The sequence below is a fragment of the Cognatiluteimonas weifangensis genome, assembly GCF_003416885.1.
In the GTDB taxonomy this organism is placed as follows: Bacteria; Pseudomonadota; Gammaproteobacteria; order Xanthomonadales; family Xanthomonadaceae; genus Cognatiluteimonas; species Cognatiluteimonas weifangensis.
Window position 1 is genome coordinate 49,616 of the sequence record NZ_QVPD01000002.1, and the last position, 23,237, is coordinate 72,852.

Annotated in this window: 24 protein-coding genes and 2 pseudogenes; 17 read left to right on the forward strand and 9 right to left on the reverse strand. The window is 72.5% G+C overall.

Annotated features, from left to right (window positions below):
• The first annotated feature begins 195 nt into the window (after positions 1–195).
• Together D0Y53_RS01930 and D0Y53_RS01935 are read left to right on the forward strand one after the other, a co-directional pair.
• Positions 196–1,122, forward strand: coding sequence for an ABC transporter ATP-binding protein (locus tag D0Y53_RS01930; protein WP_117201786.1), 927 nt, complete (start codon positions 196–198; stop codon positions 1,120–1,122).
• Between the two features lie 23 nt (positions 1,123–1,145).
• On the forward strand, positions 1,146–1,907 hold the full coding sequence (locus tag D0Y53_RS01935) for an ABC transporter permease (RefSeq protein WP_117201787.1): 762 nt from the start codon (positions 1,146–1,148) through the stop codon (positions 1,905–1,907).
• A 57-nt stretch (positions 1,908–1,964) separates the two neighbouring features.
• Here D0Y53_RS01935 and D0Y53_RS01940 read toward each other — a convergent pair whose 3' ends face one another.
• From D0Y53_RS01940 to D0Y53_RS01960, 5 genes and pseudogenes are all read right to left on the reverse strand, one after another.
• Positions 1,965–2,567 carry a hypothetical protein gene (locus D0Y53_RS01940; protein WP_117201482.1) on the reverse strand — a complete coding sequence of 201 codons (603 nt, stop codon included), beginning with the start codon at positions 2,565–2,567 and terminating at the stop codon, positions 1,965–1,967.
• Positions 2,568–2,746: 179 nt separating this feature from the next.
• On the reverse strand, positions 2,747–3,031 hold the full coding sequence (locus D0Y53_RS01945; RefSeq protein ID WP_117201485.1) for a DUF4031 domain-containing protein: 285 nt from the start codon (positions 3,029–3,031) through the stop codon (positions 2,747–2,749).
• Between the two features lie 15 nt (positions 3,032–3,046).
• Positions 3,047–3,310 carry a DUF3297 family protein gene (locus D0Y53_RS01950; protein WP_117201487.1) on the reverse strand — a complete coding sequence of 88 codons (264 nt, stop codon included), beginning with the start codon at positions 3,308–3,310 and terminating at the stop codon, positions 3,047–3,049.
• Between the two features lie 90 nt (positions 3,311–3,400).
• Positions 3,401–3,682, reverse strand: a complete 282-nt coding sequence (locus tag D0Y53_RS01955) for a hypothetical protein (protein WP_117201488.1) — start codon at positions 3,680–3,682, stop codon at positions 3,401–3,403.
• 275 nt (positions 3,683–3,957) lie between these two features.
• A pseudogene (locus D0Y53_RS01960) lies at positions 3,958–5,076 on the reverse strand (PilT/PilU family type 4a pilus ATPase); the annotation flags it as partial.
• Between the two features lie 153 nt (positions 5,077–5,229).
• On the opposite strand from D0Y53_RS01960, the gene D0Y53_RS01965 reads away from it, so the two are divergent.
• The gene (locus D0Y53_RS01965) at positions 5,230–6,426 is read left to right on the forward strand and encodes an EAL domain-containing protein (protein ID WP_117201492.1); all 1,197 of its coding nucleotides are present in this window, start codon (positions 5,230–5,232) and stop codon (positions 6,424–6,426) included.
• Between the two features lie 170 nt (positions 6,427–6,596).
• On the opposite strand, the gene D0Y53_RS01970 is transcribed toward D0Y53_RS01965, so the two are convergent.
• Positions 6,597–6,923, reverse strand: a complete 327-nt coding sequence (locus D0Y53_RS01970; RefSeq protein ID WP_117201494.1) for a DUF6249 domain-containing protein — start codon at positions 6,921–6,923, stop codon at positions 6,597–6,599.
• A gap of 131 nt (positions 6,924–7,054) precedes the next feature.
• Between D0Y53_RS01970 and D0Y53_RS01975 the strand changes: the two genes are divergently transcribed.
• The 3 genes from D0Y53_RS01975 (at position 7,055) to D0Y53_RS01985 (ending at position 8,571) form a co-directional block, all read left to right on the forward strand.
• Entirely contained in the window at positions 7,055–7,645 is a 591-nt protein-coding gene (locus D0Y53_RS01975) for an RNA polymerase sigma factor (RefSeq protein ID WP_117201496.1), read from the forward strand.
• On the forward strand, positions 7,642–8,097 hold the full coding sequence (locus tag D0Y53_RS01980; protein WP_117201498.1) for a hypothetical protein: 456 nt from the start codon (positions 7,642–7,644) through the stop codon (positions 8,095–8,097). Before D0Y53_RS01975 ends, D0Y53_RS01980 begins: the two co-directional genes overlap by 4 nt.
• A 111-nt stretch (positions 8,098–8,208) precedes the next feature.
• Positions 8,209–8,571 (forward strand): DUF3247 family protein, encoded by a 363-nt coding sequence (locus D0Y53_RS01985; protein ID WP_117201499.1) that lies wholly within the window; start codon positions 8,209–8,211, stop codon positions 8,569–8,571.
• Between the two features lie 118 nt (positions 8,572–8,689).
• On the opposite strand, the gene D0Y53_RS01990 is transcribed toward D0Y53_RS01985, so the two are convergent.
• A complete protein-coding gene (locus D0Y53_RS01990; RefSeq protein ID WP_117201501.1) occupies positions 8,690–8,944 on the reverse strand; it encodes a hypothetical protein in 255 nt (84 codons plus the stop codon).
• A 139-nt stretch (positions 8,945–9,083) separates the two neighbouring features.
• On the opposite strand from D0Y53_RS01990, the gene D0Y53_RS01995 reads away from it, so the two are divergent.
• The gene (locus tag D0Y53_RS01995) at positions 9,084–10,178 is read left to right on the forward strand and encodes a class I SAM-dependent methyltransferase (RefSeq protein ID WP_233511603.1); all 1,095 of its coding nucleotides are present in this window, start codon (positions 9,084–9,086) and stop codon (positions 10,176–10,178) included.
• Positions 10,175–10,879, forward strand: coding sequence for a pseudouridine synthase (locus tag D0Y53_RS02000; protein ID WP_117201504.1), 705 nt, complete (start codon positions 10,175–10,177; stop codon positions 10,877–10,879). The genes D0Y53_RS01995 and D0Y53_RS02000 overlap by 4 nt, the downstream gene beginning before the upstream one ends.
• A 123-nt stretch (positions 10,880–11,002) precedes the next feature.
• Here the strand turns inward: D0Y53_RS02000 and D0Y53_RS02005 are convergent, their stop codons facing one another.
• Positions 11,003–11,485 carry a YajQ family cyclic di-GMP-binding protein gene (locus D0Y53_RS02005; RefSeq protein ID WP_117201506.1) on the reverse strand — a complete coding sequence of 161 codons (483 nt, stop codon included), beginning with the start codon at positions 11,483–11,485 and terminating at the stop codon, positions 11,003–11,005.
• Positions 11,486–11,685: 200 nt separating this feature from the next.
• Between D0Y53_RS02005 and D0Y53_RS02010 the strand changes: the two genes are divergently transcribed.
• From D0Y53_RS02010 to D0Y53_RS02040, 7 genes are all read left to right on the forward strand, one after another.
• Positions 11,686–12,456 (forward strand): hypothetical protein, encoded by a 771-nt coding sequence (locus D0Y53_RS02010; protein WP_117201508.1) that lies wholly within the window; start codon positions 11,686–11,688, stop codon positions 12,454–12,456.
• Between the two features lie 70 nt (positions 12,457–12,526).
• Positions 12,527–13,324 (forward strand): transporter, encoded by a 798-nt coding sequence (locus tag D0Y53_RS02015; RefSeq protein WP_147318980.1) that lies wholly within the window; start codon positions 12,527–12,529, stop codon positions 13,322–13,324.
• 79 nt (positions 13,325–13,403) lie between these two features.
• Entirely contained in the window at positions 13,404–14,300 is an 897-nt protein-coding gene (locus D0Y53_RS02020; RefSeq protein WP_233511604.1) for a DMT family transporter, read from the forward strand.
• Between the two features lie 626 nt (positions 14,301–14,926).
• Positions 14,927–15,457, forward strand: a complete 531-nt coding sequence (locus D0Y53_RS12805) for a Csu type fimbrial protein (protein ID WP_158550553.1) — start codon at positions 14,927–14,929, stop codon at positions 15,455–15,457.
• A 68-nt stretch (positions 15,458–15,525) separates the two neighbouring features.
• On the forward strand, positions 15,526–16,269 hold the full coding sequence (locus tag D0Y53_RS02030) for a fimbrial biogenesis chaperone (protein WP_158550554.1): 744 nt from the start codon (positions 15,526–15,528) through the stop codon (positions 16,267–16,269).
• On the forward strand, positions 16,266–18,602 hold the full coding sequence (locus D0Y53_RS02035) for a fimbria/pilus outer membrane usher protein (RefSeq protein WP_117201516.1): 2,337 nt from the start codon (positions 16,266–16,268) through the stop codon (positions 18,600–18,602). Before D0Y53_RS02030 ends, D0Y53_RS02035 begins: the two co-directional genes overlap by 4 nt.
• Positions 18,603–18,670: 68 nt before the next feature.
• Entirely contained in the window at positions 18,671–19,153 is a 483-nt protein-coding gene (locus tag D0Y53_RS02040; RefSeq protein WP_233511605.1) for a Csu type fimbrial protein, read from the forward strand.
• A gap of 34 nt (positions 19,154–19,187) precedes the next feature.
• Here D0Y53_RS02040 and D0Y53_RS02045 read toward each other — a convergent pair whose 3' ends face one another.
• Positions 19,188–19,598, reverse strand: a complete 411-nt coding sequence (locus D0Y53_RS02045; RefSeq protein ID WP_117201520.1) for a hypothetical protein — start codon at positions 19,596–19,598, stop codon at positions 19,188–19,190.
• Between the two features lie 305 nt (positions 19,599–19,903).
• On the opposite strand from D0Y53_RS02045, the pseudogene aceF reads away from it, so the two are divergent.
• Positions 19,904–21,247 (forward strand): annotated as a pseudogene (aceF, locus tag D0Y53_RS02050) (dihydrolipoyllysine-residue acetyltransferase); the annotation flags it as partial.
• Positions 21,248–21,373: 126 nt separating this feature from the next.
• Positions 21,374–23,164, forward strand: coding sequence for a dihydrolipoyl dehydrogenase (lpdA, locus tag D0Y53_RS02055; RefSeq protein WP_386724975.1), 1,791 nt, complete (start codon positions 21,374–21,376; stop codon positions 23,162–23,164).
• The last annotated feature ends 73 nt before the right edge of the window (positions 23,165–23,237 follow it).

Sequence of the window (23,237 nt, forward strand, 5' to 3'; positions counted from 1 at the left end):
TGCGGCATGCCGCAGGACGGGACGCCGCGCGTCGCGCCGCCGGCGGCCGGCCGGCCGCGGCCGTCGCCCACGTGGGGCAGGCGCGGCCACCGCGGCCACCTGCGCCGCCGCCGCGGCGGACGCTGCGTTGCGGCGACCGCGACGTCCGCGTCGCGCCGCTGCGCTAGCATCGCCCCGCCACCGATGGGAGCGCGCGTGCAGCCGATCATCGACATCCGCCGGCTCGACAAGACCTACGCCTCCGGGTTCCGGGCGCTGAAGTCGGTCGATCTGGCGATCCGCCGCGGCGAGATCTTCGCCCTGCTCGGCCCCAACGGCGCCGGCAAGACCACGTTGATCAGCATCGTCTGCGGCATCGTCAACGCCAGCGCCGGCACGGTCGCGGTCGACGGCCACGACCACGTCGCCGACTTCCGCGCCGCCCGCGCCAGCATCGGGCTGGTGCCGCAGGAGCTGTCGACCGACGCGTTCGAGACGGTGTGGGCGACGCTGCGCTTCAGCCGCGGGCTGTTCGGCAAGCCGCCGGACCCGGCGTACCTGGAGCGGGTGCTGCGCGAGCTGTCGCTGTGGGACAAGCGCGACAGCAGGATCCTGGCGCTCTCGGGCGGGATGAAGCGCCGGGTGCTGATCGCCAAGGCGCTGGCGCACGAGCCGCGGATCCTGTTCCTGGACGAGCCCACCGCCGGCGTCGACGTCGAGCTGCGCCACGACATGTGGCAGATGGTGCGGCGCCTGCGCGAGAACGGCGTCACCATCATCCTGACCACGCACTACATCGAGGAAGCGCAGGAGATGGCCGACCGCGTCGGCGTGATCCACCGCGGCGAGCTGATCCTGGTCGAGGACAAGGCCACGCTGATGCGCAAGCTCGGCAAGAAGCAGCTGACCCTGCAGCTGCAGGCGCCGATCGCGGAAATACCGGAAGCGCTGGCCGGCTTGCCGCTGGAGCTGTCCGCCGACGGCGGGACGCTGGTGTACACCTTCGACGCCCGCGGCGAGGCGACCGGAATCGCGGCGCTGCTGCGGCGGCTGTCCGAACACGGCATCGACTTCCGCGACCTGCAGTCGAGCGAATCGTCGCTGGAGGAGATCTTCGTCAGCCTGGTGCGGGGCCGGCAATGAGCGCCGCATCCGGGCCGCCCGCGCTGAACCTGCACGCGATCGCGGCGATCTACCGCTTCGAGATGGCGCGCGCCTTCCGCACCCTGACCGAGAGCATCGCCTCGCCGGTGCTCTCGACCTCGCTGTATTTCGTGGTGTTCGGCGCGGCGATCGGCGCGCGCATGGGCGAGGTCGGCGGGGTCGGCTACGGCGCCTTCATCATCCCCGGGCTGGTGATGCTGTCGCTGCTCAACGAAAGCATCTCCAACGCCTCGTTCGGGATCTACATGCCCAAGTGGTCGGGCACGATCTACGAATTGCTGTCGGCGCCGGTGTCCTTCGTCGAGGTGCTGGCCGGCTACGTCGGCGCGGCGGTCACCAAGTCGATGCTGCTGGGCGCGCTGATCCTGGTCACGGCGCGGCTGTTCGTGCCCTACACCATCGCCCATCCGCTGTGGATGCTCGCGTTCCTGCTGCTGACCGCAGTCAGCTTCTGCCTGTTCGGCTTCATCATCGGGTTGTGGGCCGACGACTTCCAGAAGCTGCAGGTGATCCCGCTGATGGTGATGACGCCGCTGACCTTCCTCGGCGGCGCGTTCTACTCGATCGACATGCTGCCGCCGCTGTGGCAGAAGATCAGCCTGTTCAATCCGGTGCTGTACCTGATCAGCGGTTTCCGCTGGAGTTTCTACGGCGTGGCCGACGTCGACGTCGGGCTCAGTCTGGCCGCGATCGTCGGGTTCCTGGCGCTGTGCCTGGCGCTGGTGTGGTGGATCTTCCGCAGCGGCTGGAAGCTCAAGGCCTGATGCCGGCCCGGCGGGCGCCGGCACGCGCCGGCGCCCGCCACGCCGCGGCGGCGGCGCTCATTCGACGGGAATCATCAGGTGCTGGTACGGCGTGCCGGGGAACATCACGTAGGGCGCCGTGGTGTCGGGATCGGCGGTGCTGGGATACATGGCGTAGAACGCCGGGTCGGCGCCGACGATCATCACGTGCGGGCCGGTCTCGATCCAGTGGTTGCCGGCCTCGGGTTTGGTGGCGTGGGGGTCGGTGTTGCTGGCGTCGGTGCCGCCGGCGAGCATGTACATCAGTCCGATCTTGCCGCTGGCCGGGGCCTTGTGCCCGACCCAGGCACCGACCCAGTCCATCGCTGCGGCGTCCATGCACATCGGATCCGGGCCGGGGGTTTCCGGGTTGTCGGCCATGCAGGTGAAACCGTTGCTGCCCGCGCGCACGGTGCGCATGCTGCCGTCCGCCGCCATCGCGACGATGGTGGCGCCGGCGGCGACCTTGGCGGGCGCGGCCTGCATCGCGCTGCGGATCAGGGCCTGGTCGTCGGCCGCGGGCTGCGCCGCGGGCATGCTCATCGGTGCGGCCTGGTCTTGCGGCGGTTCGCCGCCGGCGCTGGCGAGGGGGCAAGCCAGGGCCGCGGACAGCGCGGCCAGGGCAAGGATCGGTCTGGACATGGCGGACTCCTGCGTCGGGGGTTCGGACGGTCGCCCCCTGCGGCTCGCCTCCGGGCGCGTGCCCGGCTGTCTGGTCAACGCGGCTGCGTTATCGCCGAGGCCAGGGTCCCGGCTGCGGCGACGGGTTACACCGCCGCGAGACCGACGCGCGCACCCGCGCGTGGGGCCGCGTGCCCCGCTCAGTCGTGTTCGCCGCGCCCCTGCGCCCTGGCGTTGCGGATCACCGCCCGCAGCCGTTCGCGGTCGTGGTGTCGCGACAGCGCGACCGCGCCCAGTTGCAGCGCCTGCGTGCGCAACGCCGCCGGCAGGTCGTAGTGGGCGCCGCTGGTGCGGTTCTGGAACGCGGACCGCGGGATTCCGAGCCGCGCCGCCATCGCGTGCAGCTCCGGCAGCGTGTCGGCCATCAAGTGCGCCCAGTAACGGCCGCGCCACAGGGTGACGGCGTCGTCGACATAGACGCTCATGCGCGGGCGCCGGCGTCAGTCGGCGGCCGGCGGTGCGGCGGCGGCGTCCTGCAGGTAGGGCTCGACCTGGCCCTTGAGCTTCATCGTCATCGGGTTGCCGCGGCGGTCCAGCGAGCGCCCGACGACGACCCGGATCCAGCCCTCGCTGATGCAGTATTCCTCGACGTTGGTGCGCTCGGTGCCGTTGAAGCGGATGCCGACGCCGCGCTGCAGCAGGGCGGCGTCGTGGAACGGGCTGCGCGGATCCAGCGACAGGCGGTCGGGCAAGGTGTCGGTCATCGGTGCGGATATCGGATGGCGTGGCGCCAACGGCCACGGAGACCGCACAGGATAGCGAACCGCGGGTTGCGGCCGGCGTGTGCGGCGGCGTCAGCGCTTGGGCGGGCGCCCGCGCGGCTTGCCGGCGCTCGCCGGTTTCGCCTGGACCGCGGCTTCGGTGCCGGCCTTGGCCTCGGGCTTGGACTCCGGCGCGATCTTGTGCAGCATCCGGGTCACGCCCAGCTTCTCCACTCGGCCGCCGGATTTCTCGAATGCGGCGATATGGCTGGAGATCTGCTCGCTCTCGATCCGCTTGTGCAGGTTGTCCACGCTGCCCACCGGCGGACCCTTGCCGGTACCGCCGCTGTCGCTGCCTTTTCTGGCACGTGCCATGGAAGCCCGCTCCGTGGTGTGGTGGGTGCATCGGGCGATGCGGGCGCCGCGCCGGCGACGGCCGACCCCACTATGCCCTGCGCGTGCGCGAAAAGCGAAACCGGCGCCGCGCCCGCCGTCGGCGTTCAGCCCGGCGCGCCGCCGGCTTGCGCCTGCTTGGCCGCCTGCATCCGCGCCAGCTCGAGTTCGTCGCGCTTTTCCTGCTGCTTGCGCAGCTCCTCGCGGCGGATCGCCTCGACCTCCTGCGGCGAGGGCGCGTCGTGCAGCGACAGCGACAGGCCGGCGGCGGCCTCGGGTTCGCCGCGCCGGCTCTTGAGCTTGATGTTCAGGCGCAGCTCGTTGGCCGAGTCGGCGTTGCGGATCGCCTCGTCGTAGGAGATCAGGCCTTCGTTGTAGAGCTCGAACAGCGCCCAGTCGAAAGTGCGCATGCCCAGTTCGCGCGACTTGTTCATCACGCCTTTCAGCTCGCCGAACTCGCCCTTGAAGATCTTCTCGGCGATGGTCGGGGTGTTGAGCAGGATCTCGATCGCGGCGACCCGGCCCTTGCCGTCCTCGGTGCGCACCAGCCGCTGCGAGACGATCGCGCGCAGGTTCGCCGACAGGTCCATCAGCAGCTGGGTACGGCGCTCCTCGGGGAAGAAGTTGATGATCCGCTCCATGGTCTGCGAGGCGCTGTTGGCGTGCAGCGTGGACAGGCACAGGTGGCCGGTCTCGGCGAAGGCGATCGCGTGCTCCATGGTCTCGGCGTCGCGGATCTCGCCCACCAGGATCACGTCCGGCGCCTGGCGCAGGGTGTTCTTCAGCGCGTGGTGCCAGGACAGCGTGTCCACGCCGACCTCGCGGTGGGTGATCAGCGAGCGCTGCGAGACGTGCGCGTACTCGACCGGATCCTCGACGGTGATGATGTGCCCGGCCGAGGTGCGGTTGCGATGGTCGATCATCGCCGCCAGCGAGGTCGACTTGCCCGAGCCGGTGCCGCCGACCAGCAGCACCAGGCCGCGCTTCTCCATCACCACGTCCTTGAGCACCTCGGGCAGGCGCAGCTGCTCGAAGTTGGGGATCTGCGCGGCGATCGTGCGCAGCACCATGCCGACGTGGCCCTGCTGCATGAACACGTTGACGCGAAAGCGCGACACGCCGGGGACGACGATCGCGAAGTTGCATTCCATCTCGCGCGCGAACTCCTCGCGCTGGTGCTCGTTCATGGCGGCGTGCGCGAGCTGCGCGGTGATCTCGCCGGTCAGCTTCTGCTGGGTCAGCGGGGTCATCGCCCCCTGCGCCTTCATGCTCGGCGGGAAGTCGTGGGCGATGAACAGGTCCGAGCCGCCGGCCCGCGCCATCGCTGCCAGCAGCTTGTGCAGGTAGTCGCGGGCCTGGTCTTCGGTCAGGTGCATGCGGGCGGTTCCCCGGAGCGGTGCGGTCGCTGCGCCGCATCTTGCCATCGGCTGCCGCGGCCGGGGGTGACGCGGGTCACCGGGTGCACGCGCGCCGCGGCGCTGGGTACACTGCGGGCGCGGGCCGCAAGCCCGCGATCCCGGGGGGGAACCATGACGATCCGACGCGAACTGTTCGCCGGCGAGGTGCTGTACCGCCAGGGCGATCCGTCCGACTGCGCCTGGCTGGTGGAGCACGGCGCGATCGAGCTGGTGTCGGTGCAGGGCCGGCGCAGCATCAGCCACGGCGTGCTCGGTCCGGGCGAGCTGATCGGCGAGCTGGGCATGCTCGACGGCGCGCCGCGCAGCGCCACCGCCACCGCACGCGGCGACAGCGTGCTGCTGGCGATCGAGCACGACCAGTTCCTCGACCGCCTCGACGCCGGCGATCCGATCGTGCGCGCGCTGGTCGACAGCCTGCTGCAGCGCACCCGCAGCATCATCGCCAGCCTGCCGGCGGACGCGCCGCTGCCGGCCGAGGACGTCGCCTGCGACGATCCCGCCGAGCGCGACGGCATCGACAAGATCCGGCTTGAGGCGCAGCTGCGCGACGCCCTCGAAAGCGGCACCCTGGAGGTGCGCTACCAGCCGATCTACGACATCCGCGACGGGCACGTGGCCAGCTACGAGGCGCTGGTGCGCTGGAACCTGCCGGGGCGCGGCCCGGTGTCGCCGGCCGAATTCATCAAGCTGGCCGAGGAGACCTCGCTGATCGTGCCGGTCGGCGAATACGTGCTCGAGCGGGTGCTGGACGTGCTGGTCGGCCTGCGCGACGGCGGCGCCGAGCGGCTGCCCGGGATCGCCGTCAACCTGTCGGCGCGGCAGCTGCTGGAGCCGGGCATGGCGCGGCAGATCGTCGGTCGCGTGCAGCGCGCGCAACTGCCGGCCGGCGTGCTCAAGCTGGAGGTCACCGAGAGCCGCATGCTCGACTACGCGCCGGTGCACGCGGTGATGCGGCACTGCCGCGAGCACGGCGTGCCGTTCGCGCTGGACGACTTCGGCACCGGCTACTCCAACCTCACCCACCTGCACCGGCTCGACTTCGAGTTCGTCAAGGTCGACCAGGCGTTCGCGCGGCACATGTTCGACAGCCCGCGGGCGATGGCGATCGTGGAGGCGGTGGTGGGCATGGCGCACGGGATCGGCGCGGACGTGGTCTGCGAGGGCGTGGAAACGCGCGCGCAACTGCAGCGCCTGCGCGAGCTCGGGGTGCGCTACGCGCAGGGCTACCTGATCGGGCAGGCGGCGCCGGCCGCCGAAGTGCTGTCGGGCGAGGCCGCGCGCCTGGGCGTGGCGGCCGTCGCCGGCTGAGCGGCGGCCGCCGGCCCGCGCCGGCCCCATGGCGTCCGGAGGAGCGCCGCAAGTCGGCTTTGGACGGAGTCGCCGCGATGCGTGTGGCGTCGGGGATTGGACGCCACGGGGCCGCTCGCCGCGCGCGGGCGGTCGCCCGGCGCGCGGCAGTGCCGCGACGACGCCCGCGCTTATCCCAGCTTGCGCGCCATCAGGTAGTAGGCGAGGTTGCCCAGGCCGGTGGCGCCGACCAGCACCGCGATCACGCCGGGGTTGAGCTCGTCCCAGCCGCTGGCCTGGACGATGCCGAAACCGGCCGCCAGCAGCACCAGGGTCACGCCCCAGCGCAGCGCGCCATGGCGGCGGCGCAGTTCCTCGCCTTCCAGCAGCGAGCGCACCAGCTCCTGCGAGCCGTTGGAATCGACCATCTGCCGGCGCACGCGGGCGTCGACGACGACCTTGATCGCATAGACGATGCAGATGAACAGGGTGATCGGGATCAGGATCTCGAAATTCATGGCGGGGCTCCGGTGGACGGGGTACAGGGAAGGGTCGCGGCAAGGGATACGGCCGGCCGCCCGTCGGTTGCAGTCGCGGGCGCAGGTCCGGCCGATTGCAACCGGTGCCGCCCTCGGCGTATCCAGTGGGCATGGATGCTGCGGGCGACAACCAGGCTGCGAACGCCGACCGCGCCCTCGTGGCCGCGGTGCTCGGCAACGCGCCGGGCGCGTTCGAGCACCTGGTGCGCGACTACCAGGGCCTGTGCTGGCACATCATCCAGCGCATGGTGCGGCACCCGGAGGACACCCGCGAGCTGTGCCAGGAGGCATTCCTGCGCGTGCACCGCAACCTGCACCAGTACCGTTTCGACGCGCCGCTGAAATCCTGGATCGGGCAGGTCGCCTACTCGGTCGCCAGGCGGCACCTGGAGCGCAAGCGCATTCCGCTGGCCGAGCCCCGCGCCGAGGACGACGGATCGGCGCTGGACACGGTCGACGACGGCTTCGACCTGGAGGCCGCCACCGCCGACGATCAGCTCGCGCGCTGCCTGCACGCGGCCATCGCCGCGCTGCCGCCGCTGCAGCGCACGCTGCTGACGCTGTATCACCTGGACGAGGTGCCGATCGCCGAGATCGCGCGCATCACCGGCCTCGCCGAGGGCACCATCAAGAGTCACTTGTTCCGCAGCCGCAAGCGCCTGCGCGAGGCGCTGGAGCCGCGGATGGGAGTCGCCGCATGAACATCGATCCGCGCAAACCCGAGCCCGTCGACGAGCAGGAGTGGCAGGTGCAGGAACGCGCGCTGCGCGCGGAGCGCAGCGGCGCCATCGCCGGCGACGATCCTTTGCTGGAGCGCTACCGGCAGGTGGCGCGCGCGCTGCGCCGGCCCTTGCCCGCTGCGCCGCCCGCCGACTTCGCGCGCAGCGTCGCGCTGCGTGCGGCGATGCACGCATCGCCGGACACGCGCCTGGAGCAGCAGCTGCTGCACGTGCTGTCGGCATTGCTGGCGTTGTCGGCAGTCGCGGCGATGGCGCTGTACGGCAGCCAGTGGCTGCACGCCTTCGCGGCCTTGCTGCCGTCGATGGCCGCCGGCAGCGCATCGGCAGGCCTGGCCTTCAACTGGACGCTGGCGTTGGCGGCCTGCCTCGGCCTGTCGTGGTCGCTGGAGCGGCTGCGCCGGCACCCGCGCTGAGCCGCGGCCGGCCGCGCGGCGCACCGCTGCCGGTGTACTGCACACCGGGTTCACCGCGGCTTACGCGGCGGCGGGCTAAGGTCGCGACGCACCGGTAAACGGAGGCCGAGGATGTCGCGCGAAGCGCCCCGGGTCCATGTCGAGGCCGCGGCCCTGAAGCGGCTGGAGGCGTTGGCGTTGCAGTTGCCGCAGGACGCCCAGGTCCGTCTGCACCTGGACGACGGCAGCGAGCTCTGCGGCCTGGTCAGTGCGACCCCGAGCGTGCAGGCGTTCTACGACGCCGACGGCCGCGAGGGCATGAATGCGGTGCTGCGACTGGAGAGCTTCCTCGACGATGGCCGGGCGCACGCCGGCGGCGATCATTACCTGTGGCTGGACCGGATCCGCGCGGTGGAACGCCTGCCCAACCCGTCGCCGCCGGAACCGTCGACGCGCCGGCATCCGCCCGATCCGAACGCACCGACGCGGGAATAGCGCCGCGCGCCTTGCCGGCGCGATTGCCGATGCGATTGCCGGCGCGACTGCCTGCCGGAAATCGGCGGGCGGGGGCCGCGTTGTGCGGATCGGCCGAAACAAATCGGCGGTGCGGGGATCAGGGCGCGACCGGGGTGGCGTCGAAACGGCGTGCATAGCCGCGCTCGTCGGCGATCCGGTGCACTTCCGCGTCCGCCAGCCCGGGCGCGGCGTAGACCGCGTAGGCGACGTCGCCGTCGTTGCGGCCGACATGGTGCAACTGGTAGCGCGGACGGCCGGTGCCGGTGTTCTCGGGGTAGTGCATGGGGGGGTGCCGTCCTTCCAGGTCCAGCTCGCTGTTGTCGACCGGACCGCCCACGAACAGTGCCCGCATGACATTCCCCTCGATGGCTGTGCGGGCATCGTGGCCGGCCGCGCGTTCGTTTTCCATCAAGCCGGCGTTAGCGTTCCGCAAAGCCGCCGCTCCGCGCGGACCCGTAGAATCGCGCGATGCCCGTCATCGCCCTGCCATCGTGAGCGCCGGTGTCGCCGACCCGGTGCTGGACACCCTGCTGCTGCCGTTCGCCGACGGGCTGCTGCCGTGGCCGCGCGTCGGCGGCGCGCTGCTGCGGGGCGCACGTGCGGGTGCGGCACTGCAACGGCAGGCGTGGCCGGGCCTGGTCTGCGCGACCGACCTCAAGCCCGACGCCGATGCCCTGCAGCGCGCCGGGCTGCCGCTGGCTGCCGGCGACGACGGCCGGCGCCATCCGCTGGTGCTGCTGCTGCCGCCGCGGCAGCGCGAACAGGCGCGGGCGCTGTTCGCGCGCGCGCTGGAGGAGCTCGCGCCGGGCGGCACCCTGGTCGCCTGCATGCCCAATCGCGAGGGCGCGGCTTCCGGCCAGGCCGATCTGGCGCGATTGGCCGGGCCGCTGCAGGTGCTGTCCAAGCACCACTGCCGCGTGTTCTGGACCCAGCCGCTGGCCGGCGCCGCCGATCCGACACTGGCAGCGCAGTGGCGCGCGCTGGATGCGCCGCGGCCGATCGCCGATGCGCGCGTGCCCGGCGGCCGCTTCCGCAGCCGCCCCGGCGTGTTCGCCTGGGACCGGGTCGACCCCGCCTCGGCGCTGCTGGCCGAGCACCTGCCCGCCGACCTCGCCGGCCACGTCGCCGACCTCGGCGCCGGTTGGGGATACCTGGCCGGGCAGGTGCTGGCGCGTTGCCCGCGGGTGAGCGCGCTGGACCTGTACGAAGCCGACGCCCGCGCGCTGTCGCTGGCGCGCGACAACCTCGTGGCCTGGGGCGCCGGGGTGCCGCTGGCCTTCCACTGGCACGACGTCGCCGCCGGCTTGCCGCGGTGCTACGACGCGATCGTCAGCAATCCGCCGTTCCACGCCGGCGGTCGCGAGTCGCGTCCCGACCTCGGTCGCGCCTTCATCGCCGCCGCGGCGGCAGCGCTGCAGCCCGGCGGCCGGCTGTGGCTGGTCGCCAACCGCCAGTTGCCGTATGAGGCTGCGCTGGCCGCCGGTTTCGCCGAGGTGCGCACGGTGGTGCAGCGCGACGGCTTCAAGGTGATCGAGGCGCGCGTGCCCGCGGGGCGCACCGGCGACGACCGCGGACGCCACCGATGAAGCTGGTCAAGCTGCTGGCCAACCTCGGCTACGGCAGCCGCAAGCAGGTGGCGCAGCTGTTGCGCGCCGGCCGCATCACCGATGCCGCCGGCGCGGTGCTGTCCGCCGATGCCCGCGTCGCCCATGCCGACATCCGCCTCGACGGCGCGCCGCTGGATCCGCCGCAGGGTCTGGTGCTGCTGCTGCACAAGCCGGTCGGCTACACCTGTTCCACCCGCGATCCCGGCCGCCTCGTCTACGACCTGCTGCCGCCGCGTTTCCGCCGGCGCTCGCCGCTGCTGTCCCCGGTCGGGCGCCTGGACCGCGACACCAGCGGCGCGCTGCTGCTGACCGACGACGGCGCGCTGCTGCACCGGATCGTGTCGCCGCGCGCGCGGCTGGCGAAGGTCTACGAAGCGACCCTGGCGCAGGACCTGCGCGGCGACGAGGCCGGGATCTTCGCCAGCGGCACGCTGCTGCTGGCGTCCGAGGCCACGCCGCTGGCGCCGGCGGTGCTGCAAGCGGTGGATCCGCGCCGCGCGCGGCTGACGCTCACCGAAGGCCGCTACCACCAGGTGCGGCGGATGTTCGCCGCGGTCGGCAACCATGTCGTGGCGCTGCACCGCAGCCGCATCGGCGGCCTGGCGCTGGGCGAGCTGGCGCCGGGCGCGTGGCGGCCGTTGGATGCGGCCGATCTGCAGGCGCTGTTCCGCAGCCCCTGAGGATGCCGGGACAAGCGCCGCTCCGCGTCGCGCCGCGCACGGGCGCGCAGGGGCGACGTGGGTCGCGATGACCGTGACCCGATGCCGGGCCTGGCCGCCCGCAGGACGCAGCCGGGCCGCGACTCAGTCGCGGAAGTTGTCGAACTGCAGCGGCTGCGCGTAGTCGCCGGCGCGCAGCAGCGCCATCGCCGCCTGCAGGTCGTCGCGCTTCTTGCCGCTGACGCGCAGCTTGTCGCCGTTGATCTGGCTGTCGACCTTGAGCTTGGCGTCCTTCAACGCGGCCTGGAGTTTTTTCGCCAGTTCGCGTTCGATGCCCTGCTTGACCGCGAGCTTCTGCCGCGCGCCGGCGAGGTTGGTCTCGATGCTGCCGGGTTCCAGGCAGCGCGCGTCGATCTTCCGCGCGACCAGGCGCGCGCGCAGGATGTCGGTCATCTGCTGCAGCTGGAACTCGCTCGGCGCCGCCAGCGCGATGGCGTCGTCCTCGCGGGTGAAGGAGGCCTGCACGCCCTTGAAGTCGAAGCGCGTGGCCAGCTCGCGATTGGCCTGGTCGACGGCGTTGGTCAGCTCGTGGGTGTCGACTTCCGAGACGATGTCGAAGGAGGGCATGGCGACGGCCTGGCGTGCGGGGCAGGCAGGGTAGCGCAGGCCCGCGCCGCATTGAAATGTGCGCGCGATCACGGGAAATCGGCGTTTTGGAAATCCGCGCTGAACGCAGCGGCGGGGATGCCGTTGCCGCCCGCGCCGCGCGGGTAGCAGGATGGGCCGCCGTTTCCCCCGACGGTCCCGTTCCCGACAAGGCCCGCATAATGAAAACCAAGCCCCGTTACCTGTTGTTGTCGGCGGCGCTGTCCGCCGCCTTGTGTGCCGTTGCCCCCGCCTTCGCCCAGGACACCGGCGGCGACGATACCGTCGTCGACGATACCGTCGTCGCCGAGGCCAGCGTGCCGGCCGAGCGCCTGGCCGAGCGCTACGCCGAGCTCGCCGGCTCCCCCGAAGCCGCGGCCGACCTGATCGACCAGTTGCGCAGCGGCGGCGACTTCACCGTCACCGACACCGTGACCACCCCGGTGCTGGACGCCAACGGCGATCCGGTGCTCGACGCCAACGGCAACCCGCAGACCACCACGACCACGGTCGAGCGCAGCATCGTCAACCCGAACGGGCCGCTGGGTTACGGCGAGGTCAACATCACCTTGTCGCTGGCGCAGGCGTTGCTGGAATCGGGCGCGTATCCCGACCTGCAATCGGCCTTGACCGGCACCGAGGCCACCGTCACCAATCCCGACGGCACCACCTCGACCACCAGCAGCGGCGGCGTGCTGGCGATGCGCGCCGACGGCATGGGCTGGGGCCAGATCGCCCGGGAGCTCGGCTTCAACCTCGGCGCGCTGGTCAGCGCCGGCAACAGCAACGGCAAGGCGCAGGCCGCCAAGGTCGACCGCGGTGAACGGGTCGCCCGCGCGGACAAGCCCGAGCGTGCCGCCAAGCCCGAGCGTCCGGCGCGGCCGGAGCGGGCCGAACGGCCGGAACGCCCGCAGCGTCCGGACAAGCCCGAACGCGGCGGCGGCCGTCCGTAAGACGTCCCGTTCCCCTGCCTGCGACGGGCGCCGCGTGCGCCCGTCGCCTTGTCCCCTTCCTGGAGTTGCGATGAAACGTTCCGCATTGTTCTGCGCCAGCCTGCTGGCGATCGGCAGCGCCCACGCCGGCGACGGCTGGACCCTCGGTGCCGGCGTCGACTACAGCAGCGGCGACTACGGCAGCGACACCACCACCGAAATCCTGTCGGTGCCGTTCAGCGCCAAATACGCCAGCGGCAACTGGACCTGGAAGGCGAGCCTGCCGTGGCTGCGCGTGTCCGGCGATCCCAACGTGCTGCCGGGCGTGGGCGTGGTGGTCAACACCAATCCGCGCGGCCGCGGCCGCGGCAATGCCCCCGCGCCCGATCCCCTGGCGCAGGAAACCGGCACCGCTTCGGGCATCGGCGATCTCACCCTGGCGGCGACCTACAGCTTCGACACCGGCAGCGCGCTGGGCATCGACCTCACCGGCAAGGCCAAGCTCGCCACTGCCGACGAGGACAAGGGCCTGGGCACCGGCGCCAACGACTACGGCCTGGCGCTGGACCTGTACCGCGCCTTCGGCAGGACCACGGTGTTCGGCGGCGTCGGCTACACCGCGCTGGGCAACTCCGACTACATCGACGTCGACGGCGTCGCCAACGTCAACCTCGGTGCCAGCTGGAAAGTCGGTAACGGCGGCAGCGTCGGCGCGATGTACGACTGGCGGCAGGCGGCGTCGGGCGACTTCGACGACCGCAGCGAGGTGACCGGGTTCTACAGCTTCGGCGCCGATCCGGCCAACCGCTTCCAGCTGTACGCCAGCGCCGGCCTGTCCGACGGCAGCCCCGACTGGGGCGGCGGCATCAGCTACAACCACGGGTTCTGAGCGTCCGGCGGCGGCGTCCGCGCCGCCGCCGGTGTCCGCCCGCGTCCATGCGGGCCGCGCATGCCGCATGCTTGGCGGCATGACCGCTTCCCGACTTGCCGCCGCCCGCCGCCGTTGGCGCGCGGTGGTGCTGATGCTGCTGTGCGTGGCCGTGTTCTCGCTGATGGACGCGGGACTGAAGACGCTGTCCACGCGCTACCCGCCGTTCCAGGTGGCCGCGTTGCGCGGCGCCTCCTCGCTGCCGTGGCTGCTGGCGTGGGCGCTGTGGAGCACCGGCCTGGCGCCGCTGCTGCGGGTGCGCTGGTCGCTGCACCTGCTGCGCGGCGCGCTCGGGATCACGATGATGGCGGCGTTCGTGTACGCGTTGCGCACCCTGCCGCTGTCGACCGCGTACTCGATCTTCTTCGTCGCGCCGCTGCTGATTACCGCGTTGTCGGTGCCATTCCTGGGCGAGCGGGTCGGGCCGCGGCGCTGGACCGCGATCGCGATCGGCTTCGCCGGCGTGCTGGTGGTGTTGCGGCCGACCGGCAGCGGCATGCTGACCGGCGCCGGGCTGGCGGTGCTGCTGGCGGCGCTGGGCTATGCGGTGTCGGCGATCACGGTGCGGGTGCTGGCGCGCACCGATTCGACCCAGGCGATGGTGGTGTGGCTGATGCTGCTGATGGCGCTGGGCGCGGGCCTGCTGGCGTGGCCGCAATGGACGCCGCTGCGCGCGGCCGATGCCGGACTCATCCTCGGCATCGGCGTCGCCGGCGCGCTCGGACAGTGGGCGATCACCGAGGCGTTCCGGCTCGGCGAAGCCTCGCTGCTGGCGCCGCTGGAATACACCGCGCTGCTCTGGGGCGTGCTGCTGGACGCGACCGTGTGGGGCGTGCTGCCGGACGCGGTGACCTGGCTCGGCGCGGGCATCATCGTCGCCAGCGGCCTGTACCTGCTGCGCCGCGAGCGCGCGCACACGGAGGCCGAGCACCCTTAGCCGGGGGCGGCGCGCGGGTACCGTCGTCGCCACGCGCCGGGTTGCCGCCGCTTACGGCAGCAGCAGTGCGCCGGTGCCGGCAAAGGCCAGCAGGCCCAGCGCGACGGCGCCGCGCCACAGCACATGTTGCAGGCATCGCATGGTCGTGCTCCGGGGCATCGGGGGCTGCCCCTGGTGGACAAGATGCGGGTCCGCACGCGGGGGTTGCAGGTCCTGTCGGGGGATGCCGAAGGTCATGGCGGCGGCCCGGCCGGGAGCGGAGGGGTGCAGCGGCCGGGAACCCGGTGACCGCCGCAGCCAGGACGTTCGCGGCGGTCGCGGTGCGGCCTGCCGCGCCGCGTCGACGGTCCGCGGCAGGATTGGCCGCGCGTTGGCAGGCGGATGGTGCGTTCTGCAGGCTCGATCACAGGCCGAACCCGGCCTGGTTGGCGATCGCTTTCGTGACGATGGTCATGAAAACGCGTTCAGGTGTGACAGATCGCACGTCAGTCCCCTATTCAGCATCGACAGCGCCGATTGCAGCCGCTAGCGTCCGCGCCCGCTCGAGATCCGAACCGCGTCCCCCGCCGCTGCGGGGCGTTCGTCGTTCTCGACGTCGCCATCCATTTCTTTCGGGGGAACGCTCCATGCGCAAGGTTTCGCTTCCGCTCGCCGCCGCGATCGCGTCCATCGGCCTGTTCGCCGCCGGCGCCGCCACCGCCGCCAACCCGGCCACCGGCAGCTTCAACGTCACCGCCAATGTCCAGGGCAGCTGCCGGGTCAGCGCGACCAGCGACATCGCCTTCGGCACCTACGACCCGGCCGACGTCAACGCCACCACGCCGCTGGACCAGACCGGCAGCGTCTCGGTGCGTTGCGTCAAGGGCATCGCCGCCAACGTCGCCCTGGACCAGGGCCAGAACGGCGCCGGCACCTGCGCCGCCCCGGCGCGGGCGATGAAGGAAGCCACCAGCAGCGAGCTGCTGGCTTACGAAATCTATTCCGACAGCGGCCGCAGCAGCGTCTGGGGCTGCGATGCCGGCAACGACGTCGAGTTCACCGCCGCCGCCTCCAACGCCGACACCGTGCTGACCACCTACGGCCGCATCCCGGCCGGCCAGAACGTCGGCCTGGGCGCCAACTTCAGCGACGTGGTCCAGGTCTCGGTCACGTTCTGACGCCGGTCCCGCCATGGCCGGCGGCGATGTCGTCGCCGGCCGTGCGTGGCGTCAGCCGCCATCCGGTCATGTCCATGCGCCTGTTGCCGCTCGTCCTCGCGCTGCTTGCGTTCGCGCTGCCGGCGCGTGCCGCCGAATTCGAACTCAGCCCGACCCGAGTGCGGCTGGATGCGCGACACCTGGTCGACACCGTGCAGGTCGGCAACAGCGGCGCCACGCCGCTGCAGTTCGAGGTGTCGGTCTCGAGCTGGCGGATGGGCGACGACGGCGCCTGGCAACTCGCGCCCAGCGACGATCTGATCGTGCATCCGCTGCTGCTGGAAATCGCCCCCGGCAGCAAGGCGCGGCTGCGGGTCGGGCTGCTGCTGCCGCCGACGGGTCCCGGCGAAGCCGCCTATCGCATCGAACTGCAGGAGCAGCCGGCCGCGGCCGCGACTGCCGCCGGCAGCGGCGTGCGCATGCTGACCAAGATCAGCCTGCCGGTGTTCGTGGCCGGCAGCGACGCCGGCACGCCGGCCCCGGTGCTGCAGGCCCCGCGCTGGCGGGGCGACGCGCTCGCCTTCGTCTTGCGCAACGCCGGCGAGGCCTTCCTGCCGCCGCAGACGCTGACGCTGCAACTGCTGGCGGCCGACGGCAGCGTGCTGCAGCGCCGGCAGCTGCAGGGCAACTACGTGCTGGCCGGTGCCAGCCTGCCGCTGCGGGTGCAGGCTGCGGCCGCGTTGTGTGCACGCACCACGGCCCTGGTCCTGCGGCTGGAAGACACCGGCACCGATCTGCGCTTGCCGCTGTCGGCGCGGCACTGCGTGCCGTGAGCGGCGCGCTGGCGCTCGCGCTCGGCCTGCTGCTGGCCGGGCAACCGCCGGCGCAGGCCTCCCCGTCGCCGGCGTCCGCGGCACCGGCGGCCATGGATACCGACACCCTGCTGCTGGACGTCTGCGTGGACGACGTCTGCGACGGCATCGCCGTGGTGCTGGTGCGCGGATCGCAGGTGCTGGTCGACCGCGCCGCCTTGCAGAAGGCGGGCGTGCCGCTCGACGCCGGCGTGGCCACGGAGCGCGTCGACGGTCGCGACTTCGTCGCCGCCGACGCCATCGGCCACGGCATCCGCATCGCCATCGACCATGCCCAGCTGCGGCTGGACATCCGCCGCCCGGCGACCGTCCTGCCGTTGCAGCGCGCGGATTTCCACGCGCCGCCGCCGCAGCTCGACGGCGCGCGCGACTGGAGCGCGGTACTCGATTACGCCGCCAACCTCGGCAGCCGCCGCGATGCCCGCAACCTGTTCGTCGACGGCGCCGTCGGCCGCGGGCCGTGGGCGCTGCGCAGCGACGGCCAATGGTGGTCCGACGGCGGCTGGCGCCGCGGCCTGACCCGGCTCGAATTCGACCAGCCGCGCACGCTGCGGCGCTGGACCTTCGGCGACCAGTACGCGCTGAGCCCGGACCCGCTCGGCGGCAGCGCGCTGCTCGGCGGCGTCGGCGTGGCGCGCGCGTTCGACCTGGATCCGTTCCTGATCACCTTTCCGCAGCCATACCTGGACGGCGTGCTGCAGGCGCCGGGCACGGTCGAGGTCTACGCCAACGGCGTACTGGTCGGGCGCCAGCCGTTGCAGGCCGGGCCGTTCTCGCTGCAGGGGCTGGGCCTGAGCCCGGGCCGCAACGATGTGCGGCTGCTGCTGCGCGATCCCTTCGGCGGCACCCGCGAACTGTCCAGCGCGTCGTACTACAGCGCTTCCGGGCTGCTGGCGCCGGGCTTGTCGGAATACGCGTTGCGCCTGGGCCGCGCGCGGCCGTCGCCGCTGGAAGATCGCTATCGCGACGACCCGGTGCTGGCCGGTTACTGGCGCCGCGGCCTCAACCCGGCGTTGACCGTCGGCGTCCGCGCCGAAGCCGACCGCGAGCTGCGCAACCTCGGCGCGCAGGCGGCGCTGCGGCTGCCGCTGGGCGAGCTGTCCGCATCGCTGGCGCGCAGCGACGGACCCGCGGCCGCCGACCGCGGCGGCGCGAGCGCGCTGGACTACCGCTACAGCAACCGCGTCGCCGGCTGGTCGCTGGGCCTGCGCCGGTTCGACCGCGGCTATCGCCGGCTTGGCGATACCTCCGCCGACGACAGCCTCGGCAGCCTGCTGCGGCAGCCGCGCGGCGATGCGTTTGCCGCGGTCGGCTGGTCGCCCACTGCGCGCGTGTCGCTGCAACTGCACTGGAGCCGCAACCGCTACTTCGATGCCGGCGACGACACCCGCTACGGCCTCGACGGCAGCCTGCGCCTGGGCGCCGACACGCGACTGTTCCTCGCGCTGGCGCGCAACGACGGCGACGGCGGCCGCGACACCGTGGCGCAGCTGGGCCTGAGCCTGGCGCTGGGGCGCGACAACCTCAACCTCGGCAGCCGCCACGACGGCAACGGCTGGGGGTACGGCATCGACGCCAACCGCTCGCGCCCGTCCGACACCGGCTTCGGCTACAGCGCCAGCCTCGACCGCCAGAACGGCACCGACGTCGCCTACGCCCGCGGCGAATACCAGGGGCGCCACGGCCGCTATGCGCTGACCGTGCAAGACGCCGACGGCGCCAGCCAGGCCAGCGTGCTGCTGAGCGGCGCGCTGGTCGCGATCGGCGGGCGTGCGTTCGCGACGCCGCCGGTGGACAACGGCTTCGCGCTGGTGCGCGTGCCCGGCCTGGCCGGGGTGCAGGTGCGGCGCGAGAACCTGGCGGTCGGCGTCACCGATGCCGCCGGCGAACTGCTGGTGCGCGACCTGCTGCCGTATTACCCCAACCGCATCGGCTACGACGAGGCCGATGTGCCCGCCGACTGGGACATCGGGCCCAACGCGCTCACCGTCGCGGTGCCGCGGCGCGGCGGCGCGGTGGTGCCGTTCCAGGCGCGGCCGTTGCGCGCGATCGCCGGCCGCCTGCGCCTGCCGCAGAGCGGCGCCGCCACGGTGCGGCTGCACGGCGATGGGCGCGACTACAGTACCCGGATCGGCAGCAGCGCCCGCTATTACCTGGAGGACGTGGCGCCGGGCGCGTACGTGCTCGAGGTCGAACTGGACAACGGCGCGCGCGCGCGCTGCACGTTGCAGGTGCCGGTGCTGGCACCGGGCGTGACCCGGCTGGAGCCGGTCGACTGCAGGGAGGGACCATGAACGCGCACCACACGCCGGCCATCGGCACCGCCGTCGGACTGCGGCATCGCTGCCGCGGGAGCGTGCGGATGTCCGGTTTGCGCCTGGGCGCCTGGTTGCTGGCCGTGGGCGGCCTGGTGCCGGCCCTGCCCGCGCAGGCGGCCAGCGACCCCGTTTGCCGCGTGGATATCTCCGGCGCGCAGATCGCCTTCGGCACCTACGATCCGCTCAGCAGCCTGCCGCTGGACGCTGCCGGCGCCATCGACGTGGTCTGCGACAAGAACAACGTCGTGGTCCGGGTGGAGCTGGATCGCGGCGACGGCGGCTCCTACCTGCCGCGGCAGATGCGCTCCGGTGCCCAGACGCTCGCCTACAACCTCTACGTGGACAGCGCGCGCAGCAGCGTCTTTGGCGACGGCGCCGGCGGCACCCAGGCGGGCATGGGTATCACTTCGGCGATCGGCGGCGGCGAGTTCCGCGCCCGGGTCCCGGTCTACGGGCGCATCGCGCCGGGCCTGGACGCGGCCTTCGGCAGTTACAGCGACCACATCAACGTGACGGTGGCGTTCTGAGCGGGCCGGGCTGGCCGGGGTCGATTCGACGGACTCAGCGCCGCATCGCCCGCAGGCCGATGCGGGTCGGCGCCGACCCGGTCGCCGCGCGCAGGCTGACCAGCGTCAGTTCGCGTTCGCGGTGGAAGCGCATCTCGACCGCGTCGGCGGCCAGTACGGTTTCGTCCAGCAGGGTGTAGCCCCGCGCGGCCATCTGCACCCGGTAATACGCCCGGGCATCGTCCAGCGCGCCGGCGTACACGTAATGCCGGCCGCGGGTGTCCTCGCTCATCACGTGGCCGGGTACCGGCAGCGGCAGGCTGCGGGCCAGATCGGGCTGATTCGCGCCCAGTACGCGGACGCTGGCGCCGAAGCTGGCGCGTACGGTTTCCGAGGCGGCCGCGCCCGCCGACAGCGCCAGCAACACGGCCAGCAGGCAGATCCGGATGATCGGCGAAGTCCGCATGCGACTCCTCCTGGATGCCTTTGGGAGCTGTGTCATCATCGGCCGCCGCCGCCGCCGCTTAAGCGGCAGCTGCTTGAACTGTGACGTGGCCGGCATCGCGCGCCGGCCAACTTGCGGATCTGTGATCGGGCCGCGGCCGGCACTGTGATCGCAATCGCCGGCAAAAAACGCGTTTGCGCAGGCATTGCCCGGCGCCGTGGCGGAGCGTCGCCGGCGCCGCGGTCCGCGGCGGCGCGTTGGCGTCGCCCGGCCGACGCGGCCACAATAGTCGGACCCCCATCGCCCCGAGGTCCGCAATGGCCGAGTTGAAGCAAGCACGCGTCCCCGACATCGGCGGCTACGACGACGTGCCGGTGATCGAGGTGCTGGTCGCGGTCGGCGACACGGTCGCGGCCGACCAGGGCCTGGTCACGCTGGAATCGGACAAGGCGACGATGGAGGTGCCGGCGCCGTTCGCCGGCGTGGTTCGCGAGCTCAAGGTCAAGCTCGGCGACACGGTGTCGGAAGGCAGCGTCGTGGCCCTGATCGAAGCGGCGACCGCCGGGCAGGCGACGGAGCCGGCGCCGCCGGCGGCAGCGGTGCCCGCGCCGGCGCCGGCGCCGGCAGCGGCCGAGGCGCCCCGACCCTCGGCGCCGGCCGAGCCGCCGCCGCCCGCCGCTGCGCCGCGCCCGGGCCCGGCGGCGGCACCGCTGCGCTTCGCGGCCGAGGCGGTGCTGCCGGGCAAGGTGCCCTACGCCAGCCCGGCGGTGCGGGTGTTCGCGCGCGAGCTGGGCGTGGACCTGACGCAGGTGTCCGGCAGCGAGCGCGGCGGCCGCATCTCCAGGCACGACGTGCAGCAGTTCGTGAAAGCCACGCTGCAACGCGGCGCGGCCGGCGGCGCAGGGGCCGGCCGCGGGCTCGATCTGCTGCCGTGGCCGCAAGTCGACTTCGCCAAATTCGGCGAGATCGAGACCCGCGAACTGAGCCGCATCCAGAAGCTCTCCGGCGCCAACCTGGCCCGCAACTGGGCGATGATCCCGCACGTCACCCAGCACGACGACGCCGACATCACCGAGCTCGAGGCGCTGCGCGTGGCGCTCAACGAGGAACACACGAAAGCCATCGCCAAGGGCGGCGCGGCCAAGCTGACGATGCTGGCGTTCATCATCAAGGCCAGCGTCGCCGCCTTGCAGAAATACCCGACCTTCAACGCCTCGCTCGACGCCGACGGCGAACACCTGGTGCTGAAGCGGTATTTCCACATCGGTTTCGCGGCCGACACGCCCAACGGCCTGGTGGTGCCGGTGGTGCGCGACTGCGACCGCAAGGGCGTGCTGGAGATCGCCGCCGAGACCGCGGAACTGGCGGCCAAGGCGCGCGAAGGCAAGCTCGGTCCGGCGCAGATGCAGGGCGGCTGCTTCACCATCAGCTCGCTGGGCGGCATCGGCGGCACCGGCTTCACGCCGATCATCAACGCGCCGGAAGTCGCGATCCTGGGCGTGTCGAGGGCGGCGCTGCGGCCGGTGTGGAGCGGCGGGAAGTTCGAGCCGCGGCTGCTGCTGCCGCTGTCGCTGAGCTACGACCACCGCGTGATCGACGGCGCCGCCGCCGCGCGTTTCACCGCCTACCTGGCGCAACTGCTCGGCGACCTGCGCCGGGCGCTGCTCTGAACGGATGACGCAGGCCCGGGCGCGGTCCGAGCGGGCCGTGCCGCCGCGGCCGGCGTTCCGGACCCCGGCGGCCCGCGGCACGGACGGCAACCGGGCCCTGCCCGAAGCGAGGATGCGATGCCCGACATGATTGACGTGAAGGTTCCCGACATCGGCGGCTACGACGACGTGCCGGTGATCGAGCTGCTGGTCGCCGTCGGCGACACCGTGGCGAAGGACCAGGGGCTGGTCACCCTGGAATCGGACAAGGCGACGATGGAAGTGCCGTCGTCGGCCGCCGGCGTGGTCCGCGAGTTGAAGGTCAATCTGGGCGATACGGTGTCCGAGGGCAGCGTGATCGCGGTGCTGGAAGCCGAGGGCGCCGCGGCGCCGGCGGCGCAACCCGCCTCCGCGCCGCAGGCGGCCGCATCCGCGGCGGCCGCGGGCGCCGCTGCCGTGTCGGCGCAGCCCGCAGCTGTGTCGGCGCCCGCGCCGCAGGCCGCGGCCGCCAGCGGCCGCCAGGCCGACATCGAGTGCGCGCTGGTCGTGATCGGCGCCGGCCCCGGCGGCTACAGCGCCGCGTTCCGCGCCGCCGACCTGGGCCTGGACACGGTGCTGGTCGAGCGTTACCCCACCCTCGGCGGCGTCTGCCTCAACGTCGGCTGCATCCCGTCGAAGGCGCTGCTGCACGCCGCCGACGTGATCGAGCAGGCCGCGCACGCCGGCGAGTACGGCGTCGAGTTCGGCAAGCCGAAGCTCGCGCTCGACAAGCTGCGCGCGTACAAGGACAAGGTCGTCGGCCAGCTCACCCGTGGCCTGGCCGGCATGGCGAAGCAGCGCGAGGTGCGCGTGGTGCAGGGCACGGCGAAGTTCGTGTCCGCCAACGAGCTCGAGATCGCGAACGCCGAGGGCAAGACGCAATTGCTGCGCTTCGCCCAATGCATCGTCGCCGCCGGCTCGCAGGCGGTGCGCCTGCCGATTTTCCCGTGGGACGACCCGCGGGTGATGGATTCCACCGGTGCGCTCGAGCTGGCCGACGTGCCGAAGTCGCTGCTGGTCGTGGGTGGCGGCATCATCGGCCTGGAAATGGCCACGGTGTACCGCGCGCTCGGCAGCGCCGTCACCGTGGTCGAGTTCATGGACCAGCTGATGCCGGGTGCCGACGCCGACCTGGTCAAGCCGCTGGCCGAGCGCCTGAAGAAGCAGGGCGTGGCCGTGCACCTGAAAACCAGGGCCGTCGCCGCCAAGGCCACGAAACAAGGCATCGAGTGCGCGTTCGAAGGCGCGAGCCTCCCCGCCGCGAGCACCTACGATCGCGTGCTGGTCGCGGTCGGCCGCGCGCCCAACGGCGGCAAGCTCGACGCGGCGAAGGCCGGCGTCGCGGTCGACGAGCGCGGCTTCATCACGGTCGACGCGCAGATGCGGACCAACGTGCCGCACATCTTCGCCATCGGCGATCTGGTCGGGCAGCCGATGCTGGCGCACAAGGCGACGCACGAGGCGCACCTTGCGGCGGAAGTGGCCGCGGGCCTGAAGCGCGAATGGGTCGCGCGGGTGATCCCGTCGGTGGCCTACACCGATCCGGAGATCGCCTGGGTCGGCGTCACCGAGGCCGAGGCGCAAGCCAAGGGGCTGGCAGTGGAGGTCGGCCGGTTCCCGTGGAGCGCCTCGGGCCGCGCGATCGGGCTGGGCCGCACCGAAGGCTTCACCAAGCTGCTGTTCGACGCGCAGTCGCAGCGGATCGTCGGCGGCGGCATTGTCGGCGTGCATGCGGGCGAGCTGATCGCCGAAATCGCGCTGGCGATCGAGCTGGGCGCCGAGGCCGCGGACATCGGCCATACCATCCACCCGCACCCGACCCTGAGCGAGTCGGTGGGCCTGGCCGGCGAGGCTTTCATGGGCACCCTCACCGACCTGTACCAGCCCCGGCGCGGCTGAGTCGTCGGCCGGGCCGGCGCCCGGGGCCGCAAGGCGAAGCCCCGGCCTTGCGGCCGGGGCTCCTGGGACCTGC